At 71.0% G+C, this 7,019-nt stretch carries 6 protein-coding genes; 1 reads left to right on the top strand and 5 read right to left on the bottom strand.

Going from position 1 to position 7,019, the window contains the following annotated elements:
- Positions 1–107 precede the first annotated feature (107 nt).
- From ABT336_RS18250 to ABT336_RS18270, 5 genes are all read right to left on the bottom strand, one after another.
- Positions 108–2,189 (bottom strand): cellulase family glycosylhydrolase, encoded by a 2,082-nt coding sequence (locus ABT336_RS18250; protein ID WP_502891200.1) that lies wholly within the window; start codon positions 2,187–2,189, stop codon positions 108–110.
- Between the two features lie 183 nt (positions 2,190–2,372).
- Positions 2,373–3,797: a DUF6297 family protein gene (locus tag ABT336_RS18255; RefSeq protein WP_350897800.1), complete on the bottom strand. Its 1,425-nt coding sequence runs from the start codon at positions 3,795–3,797 to the stop codon at positions 2,373–2,375.
- On the bottom strand, positions 3,794–4,411 hold the full coding sequence (locus ABT336_RS18260; RefSeq protein WP_350897801.1) for an ABC transporter ATP-binding protein: 618 nt from the start codon (positions 4,409–4,411) through the stop codon (positions 3,794–3,796). The genes ABT336_RS18255 and ABT336_RS18260 overlap by 4 nt, the downstream gene beginning before the upstream one ends.
- A 70-nt stretch (positions 4,412–4,481) precedes the next feature.
- Positions 4,482–5,249, bottom strand: coding sequence for an HAD family hydrolase (locus ABT336_RS18265; RefSeq protein ID WP_350897806.1), 768 nt, complete (start codon positions 5,247–5,249; stop codon positions 4,482–4,484).
- Between the two features lie 366 nt (positions 5,250–5,615).
- On the bottom strand, positions 5,616–6,068 hold the full coding sequence (locus tag ABT336_RS18270) for a PRC-barrel domain-containing protein (RefSeq protein ID WP_350897802.1): 453 nt from the start codon (positions 6,066–6,068) through the stop codon (positions 5,616–5,618).
- Between the two features lie 108 nt (positions 6,069–6,176).
- On the opposite strand from ABT336_RS18270, the gene ABT336_RS18275 reads away from it, so the two are divergent.
- Complete coding sequence (locus tag ABT336_RS18275; protein WP_350897803.1) at positions 6,177–6,434, top strand: SCO4848 family membrane protein; 258 nt, start codon at positions 6,177–6,179, stop codon at positions 6,432–6,434.
- Positions 6,435–7,019: the final 585 nt, after the last annotated feature.

Below are 7,019 nucleotides of genomic sequence, written 5' to 3' on the forward strand. Positions count from 1 at the left end.
ACCCACCCCACGGAAGGGCCGGCCCCTCGCCGACGCCGGGATGTGAGAGGGAGACCCTCTCCACCGTGGGCGTCGACGAGGGGCCGGCCCCCTGCCTGCCGCGAAGGTCAGGCGGTGGTGCCGGTGACGGTGCTGCCGGACTTGGTGACGTGGTAGGTGACCGTCGCGCCGCTCCAGAAGTGGAAGGTGAGGGTCACCCGGGAACCGGCGTTGACCTCGGCGAAGAAGGCCTCGGTCAGGGTGGTGCGGTTGCCGGTGTAGTCCGGGGAGAAGGCCACGTCGAACTCCTTGAACGACGTCCAGTTGTGCGGTCCGGCGTTGCTGCCGTCGGCGTACTTCGCCTCCATGGTGGCGAGCTGGTCACCCCGGAACTGGGTGGGGACGGCGAAGGCGGTGGTGCTGCCTGTCGCGTTCGACAGCACCGGCGGGTCGTACGAGATCACGTCGATCCGCCACGGCACGCCGGTGGAGAACCGTGCGTGCACTGTGGCGTTCACCCCGTACGCCCGGCTGCCGACCAGCCTGGTCAGCGCGTTCGCCGTGAGGGTGAGCTGGCTGCCCGAGATCGTGTAGTCGGTGCCCTGCACCAGGTTGGTGTTGCCCTGACGCAGCCCGGAGAAGGTGGTGCCGTTGAGGTTCAGGGTCAGCGACCTGGCGGTGACCGAGCCGGTACGCGGGACGTACACCTGGTCGGAGGAGGCGGTGCCGGAGCGGGTGGTCCAGCTCGACTTGATCTGGGCCCACAGCTCCGGGTCCCGCCACTGGAAGGTGGTCCGGTCGAAGTGCTGCCCGTTGTCCCAGAGCTGGGTGGTGAGTCGCCGGCTCTTGGCGTAGTGCCCGAGGAACTCGAAGAACTTGAGCTTCTCGCCCTGCTGGATGGTGCCGGTGTGCCTGTCGAAGCCGAGCAGGCCGTACTCCCCGACGATCACCGGGATGTTCCGGGTGACGAAGGTGTTGTACACCCTGTCGAACTGGTCGGTCAGGTCCTTCTGGGTGGTGGCGTCGAAGCGGGTGCCCCCGGCGACGTTCACGCTGAACGGCCAGTATCCGTAGAAGTGCACGGTGGCGATCAGGTTGCGGTCGTTGAGCTGGTTGATGGTGGCCAGCAGTTCGTCGGCGCGGGCCTGGTCGGTCTGGGTGTACACGGTGGGCAGGACCAGCATCCGGGTGGCGTTGTTGCCCCCGGAGGCCCGGACGATCCGGTGGAACGAGGTGTTCAGCTCGTGCAGGAGCTGGGCGTTCTGGGCGTCACCGGAGCTGTTGGCGAACTGGGGTTCGTTGACGCTTTCGAGGTGCAGCCTCGGTGAGGCGTCCTTGAACGCGGCGGCGATCTGCGTCCAGAGGGCGTTGTACCGGTTGAGGACGTTGGTCCGGTCGGTCGGCATGGTGTTGATCCACTGCCACGAGTCGTGGTGCAGGTTGATCATCACGTAGAACCCGTCGTCCAGGGCCCAGCCGACGACCTCCTTGACCCGGTTCAGCCACGCCGCGTCGATGGCGTACGCCGGCGCCGGCCCGTGGTGGTTGCTCCAGGTGACCGGGATCCGGATGCTGTTGAACCCCTGCGCCCGGATGGCGTCCAGTTGTGCCTCGGTGACCCGGGGGTTGCCCCAGGCGGTCTCGTCGGCCCCGACCGCGTCGAAGGTGTTGCCGAGGTTCCAGCCGGGCTGCATCGCCGCCACGTAGGCCATCGGGTCCCCGACCGGGGGCGGGGTGGTGGGCGGCGGGGTGGTGGGTGGGGCAGTGGTCGGGCCGACCCCACCGGTGCAGGTGACGCCGTTGAGCGCGAAGGTGGTGGGGGCGGTGTTCGTCCCGGTCCAGGAGCCGTTGAAGCCGAACGACGCGGTGCCGTTGGTCGGGAGGGCGGCGTTGTAGCCGACGTTCGTGGCGGTGACTGCGGACCCGGTGGCGGTGACCGTGGCGTTCCACGCCGAGGTGACCTGCTGTCCGGAGGGGAACGTCCAGGTCAGACGCCATCCGTCGATCGGGTCGCCGAGGTTGGTCACCGCGACGTTCGCTGTGAAGCCGCCCGGCCACTGGTTGGCAGAGTAGGCCACCTTGCATCCGGCGGCCGCCTGCGCGCTGACCGCGAACGTCATGCCGAGGGTCACCATCAACATGCTGAGGGCGCCGGCGAACAGGCCGAGGCGCCATCGAGTCCTACGGGTCGTGCCTCGTGTTCCGGTCATGACGCTCCTCGCCTGGTTCCGTTGGGGACGGACAACGGCAGGCGCCACCGCGAAGGCGGCCGGCGCCCGATCGGGGAACGCAGATTAAGTTGGGATACCAAACTTTGTCAATCCATGCATTCCGATCCAGGGAGCTGCGAATCCTCCTCCCTCCACCCGACGTGAGCAGCGGATCCGATCCGGTCAGGACAGCAGGAGGCGGGCCACCACCAACACCGCCACCACGTCCCAGCCCCGCAACATCTGGGTCATCAGCCCGACCGGAATCACCCCGAACGGGGTGTGCGCCACCGGCGTGTCGTAGTCCAACGGCGGCCGGGTCCCCGCCCGGTAGGCGGCGACCACCACACCGGAGACCATCACCACCGCCACCCACCCCAACGACGGCCCACCGACCGGCAGGGTCGCCAGCCACCACAGCGCCGCCCCCACCCCCGGCACGACGACGTGCGCCAACTGGTTGCGGGCGTCGTCACCGCCCAGCGCCCGCCGCAGTCCGGGAGAACGGCTCAACGACCGCAGCCCCCCGGTCAACCGGTCCGTCGCCAGGTACGCCCCGATCACCTGAGCCGAACCGGCGAGAGCCGGAGCAGCCACCGCCACCGCGTACTGCACCAGAATCAACGCCACCCAGGCCGGCACCGCGCTCGGGTGCCGCCGCAACCGGCGTACCTCGGCCTGCACCAACACCCACCAACGCCGACCGGCGAGGAAACGCCGACTCCGCACCCGGCCCACCCCACGCCACCGACGGCTCTCCAACAGCCCGCCGAGCAACGACGGATCCAACATCACCGCAGCCGTGGCGGCGGCGTTGGCGAACTGCGCCCCGGTGGTCAACGCCGCCCTGTCGACGAGCGGCAACGAACGGGCCGCCAAGGCGGTGGTCAGCACCGCCAGCGGCAGACCGACTGCCAGGAGCCCGACCGCCACCGAACCGGACGGCCGGACCAGCCCACCGCCGGTGAAGTGCGCGACCACCACCCCGACGGTCAGGACGGCACCGGCACCCGCCAGGCCGACCCCCAGCAACCGGGGCCACCACCGCCCCACCCGACTGCTCTGGGCGACGACAGCCAACGCCGTCGCCGCCACCCCCACCACCCCGGCACCCGAGACCGCCACCACCAGGTCGACGCCGGCACCAACCCGGTCGACGAGCGCGGAAACCGCCCCGACCAGCCCCACCGCACCGAACGCCCCGCCGAGCAGGACCACGAACCGGGGACGCAGCCAGGCCGCCCGGTCCACCGGACTGCTCACCGCCCAACTCTGCAACGCCGGTACGACAAGCAGCGGACCCACCGACCGCAGGCCCTGCCAACCGAGCCCGGCCACCGCCACCAGGGCGGCCACCACGATCCAGTACCGCTCACCGGCGTCCGCGGCGGCAGCCGCCGGTGAGTCCAGGTACTCGCGTGCGTTGCTGACGAACGCCACCCCGTACATGACCCCGAACAGGACCACCATGTACACGTCGGTGAGCAGGTCACCGACGGACTGGGTACGGTGCCGACGGCGGGCCTGACGCAACCGCGACCGCAGTTGACGCGCGGTCGGGACATCCGCCGCCACGGCCTGCCGTTCCGACGTGTCTGACCCGGTCACGCCCCCAGCTCGATCCGATCGTCGGTCACCGCGTCGACCAGGTCCGCGTCGTGCGAGGCAATCAGCACCGCGGTACCCGCGTCCCGCTCGGCACGCAGCCGGTCGGCCAGCCACGCCCGCCCCCGTACGTCAAGCCGCTGTTCCGGCTCGTCGAGGACGAGCAGCCGGCGCGGCCGTACGAAGCACGACGCCAACGCCAGTCGACGCCGTTGCCCGCTGGAGAGGGTGGCCGGCAACTGGTCCCGAGCCCGGTCCAACCCCAGCTCGGTCAGGACCTCGGGGACCGGGTCGGCCGAACCCCCGTGCGCGTGGGCGAGGAGTTCGAGATGCTCCACCACCGAGAGGTCCGGAAAGAAGTCGATGTCGTCGAGGGCAGCCGCGACGTACGCCCGCACCCAGGCATCCGTCTCGTACGCCCGCCGCCCGTCCACCAGCACCTCACCGGCGTCCGGCCGGTCGGCCCCGACGACACACCGCAGGAGGGTCGTCTTGCCGGAGCCGTTCGGGCCGGTCACGACGGCGATCCGCCCCACCCCGACTGTGAAACTGACCTCGTCCAGGACGACCAGGCTGCCGAAGCTACGGCTCAACCCCTGTACCGCGAGCGCCTCCATGCCGGCCCACTCTGCCAGTCGACCGCAACCGCGAACGCCCCAGGCAGGGGGACCCTCCGCCGAGGCGGAGTCACCGGTCGCTCCGCTCCCCCAGGGCCTCACCCAGCAGGTCGACCAGTCCGTGGCCGTCCTCGATCCGGGCATCCGGCAGCGCGTCGGGCAACGGAGACTCCCGATCCGTACGCGCCGACCGCATCAACACCACGGCGGCGGTCCCGGCCCGCCGGGCGCAGCGGACGTCCCGGTGCACGCTGTCCCCGACGAACCAGCACCCGCCGATCGGCACCCCGATCTCCCGGGCGGCCAGCAACGCCAGCTCCGGGTTCGGCTTCCGAGGCCCGGCCTCGTCGCTGTAGAACTGCGCGGCGAACAGGTGCGTCAACCCGGCCCGGTCGAGGAAGTCGCGGTGCGCAGCCCCACAGAGGGTGTTGCTGACCACTGCCATCGGCAACCCCGCAGCCCCAGCCGCCCGCAACGCCTCCGGGACACCCGGACGCACGGCCCACCCAGAACGCCACGTCCAGGCGTACGCCAGCGGGGTCGCCTCCCCCTCGACCGCCGCCCGGGCAGCCGAAGGCCAGTCGGCGGTGACGAAGTCACGGAACACCTGCGCGTGCCCCATCTCCACGGAACGCTCGGTGTTCCCCACGTCGTCGCGCCACGCCGCGTACGCCCGGATCCCCGCGTCGAGGTCCTTCCGGATCCGCTCGGTGCCGACCTCCCCCCGGGTCACCTCGTCGACCCGCCGGACCAGCTCCGGTTCGGCGGTGTTCCGTGCCGGCGCGTCCGCGAGCACGCCACCGAAGTCCAACAGGAGAGCACGGGGTGGGGGGAGCATGGCCGTCATCCTGCCTCACACCACCACGACCCTCACACCACCACGACCTCACACCACCACGACCCTCACACCACCACGACCCGGCCGCACCGGCGGCGGCTCTGGCGACCCGGCGGCGGCGCAGCGGCGGACCGGCCTTGGCGCGGTGGTCCGGTGGTGGTGCGGCGGCGCGGCCTTGTCCCGGTTGCGCGGCGGTGGTCCGGTGGCCCGGCCTTCTCCTACGGCGCGGTGGTGGCGCGGTGGCCCGGCCTTCTCCGGTGGCGCGGTGGCCCGGTGGTGGCGCGGCGACCTAGCGGTGGCGCGGGCGGAGGTGCAGCGGCTCGGCCGGGTTCGGAGCGGATCCGGTCGGGTGACGGCCCGGTGTCCTCAACCCTGCCCGTAGGTCTGCGTGAAGTACGTGCCCACCTGCTCACGGTGCTCCTGCGCGCGCAGCTGCGTCGGGTCGACGCCCGGCGAGTCCTTGATCTGCTCCCGGCTCCGGTCGACGTGGACGACCCGGTCGAGGTGATCGACCCGGGAGACCGTCCCGGCCGGCAGGAGCACCTTCCGACCGAAGATCCACGGACCGGTGTCGACGACCAGGTAGCTGGCGTCGACGTCGTTCGTCGCGTCGTCGATGGAGCCGACCCGGCCGTCGGTGGCCTCCACCCGGTAGCCGCTGAGGTCGAGCGGGGTGCCGGGACCGGGGGCGTCCAGGCCGTCGGTGGCCCCGTCGGGCTTCTCGGAGGGCCCACGCGACGGGCTCGCCTGGTCGTACCCGCCGGCGAGTGCGGCCGGATCACGCCAGGACCACGGGTTGAAGTTCGGGCTCTGCTGCATCGGGACCTCCCGGGCGGCTGGACGGTTCCCCCTTCCTCCTGCCCCGGCCTGCCCGGACGGAAACGGCGTACCGGGCGCGGGGCGGCCCCGCTGGCATACTCGACTCCCATGGTGCTGTCACGGGGCTGGGCGTTGTTCCTGGTCGGAGTCGGGGTCTGGACCTGGGCGATCTGGCCCCGGTTCGCCGTAGCCATCTGGCGCGACCCCCGCGCGTGGGCCAGTGGCACCGTCGGAGACTGGCCGGCCACCGGCTTCCTCTGGGTGCACGCCCTGTTGATCGGCGCCTCGCTGGCCATCGGCACCACCGTCGGCCTGTTGGGCGTCCGCGCCTGGCGAGCCGCCCCTCGGAGGACCGCGAACCACTGACGCCGAAGGAGCCTTCCGGGCCGTGGGAGTTTTCCCAGCTCAGGGCCGGTGTCGCGGAATTCCCTACCCCCCGATTTGACGATCAAACCCGGGACGCGTAACTTTCTCTCTGCCAGCGCGGAACGGACGAAACGGGGCGAACACCCCAGAGGCCGGAAGCCTGGCGGACAACACCGGAGTCGACGGGTTCACAGCCGAAGACGCCGGGCGGGCGGTGCCCCTGAAGCGGTCGAAGAGGCCGATTTGGAGCGGCGAAGCCGACCGGGTAACGTAGTCCACCGGCAGGGAGCCGGGCGAGCATGCGGGAGACCGCAGCGGCCGGCCTGCCAAACCCGAGCAGGTACGCAGTGAGACACTGCTGCGCGCCTTCGCGGGTGCAAGACCCGTACGAACCGCGACAGACCGGGACACACGGTTTGACAAGGGCCAGACGGTGAGGTAACGTAGTAAAAGTGCCCGCCGCGAGAGCGGGGGGCACGGCGGGACGAAATGCCCCGGGTTCGGGTTCCACGGTGTGGGGTTCGGGTTTGGTGTGTGGTTGTTCTTTGAGAACTCAACAGGGTGCTTGATAAGCCAGTGCCAATT

Source organism: Micromonospora sp. NPDC000207, from assembly GCF_040300925.1.
Lineage (GTDB): Bacteria > Actinomycetota > Actinomycetes > Mycobacteriales > Micromonosporaceae > Micromonospora.

Bases quoted from the DNA above. Each gene is read 5' to 3' on its own strand.
- ABT336_RS18260 (WP_350897801.1), bottom strand. From the start codon at position 4,411: ATGGAGGCGCTCGCGGTACAGGGGTTGAGCCGTAGCTTCGGCAGCCTG.
- ABT336_RS18265 (WP_350897806.1), bottom strand. From the start codon at position 5,249: ATGCTCCCCCCACCCCGTGCTCTCCTGTTGGACTTCGGTGGCGTGCTC.
- ABT336_RS18275 (WP_350897803.1), top strand. From the start codon at position 6,177: ATGGTGCTGTCACGGGGCTGGGCGTTGTTCCTGGTCGGAGTCGGGGTC.
- ABT336_RS18250 (WP_502891200.1), bottom strand. From the start codon at position 2,189: ATGACCGGAACACGAGGCACGACCCGTAGGACTCGATGGCGCCTCGGC.
- ABT336_RS18270 (WP_350897802.1), bottom strand. From the start codon at position 6,068: ATGCAGCAGAGCCCGAACTTCAACCCGTGGTCCTGGCGTGATCCGGCC.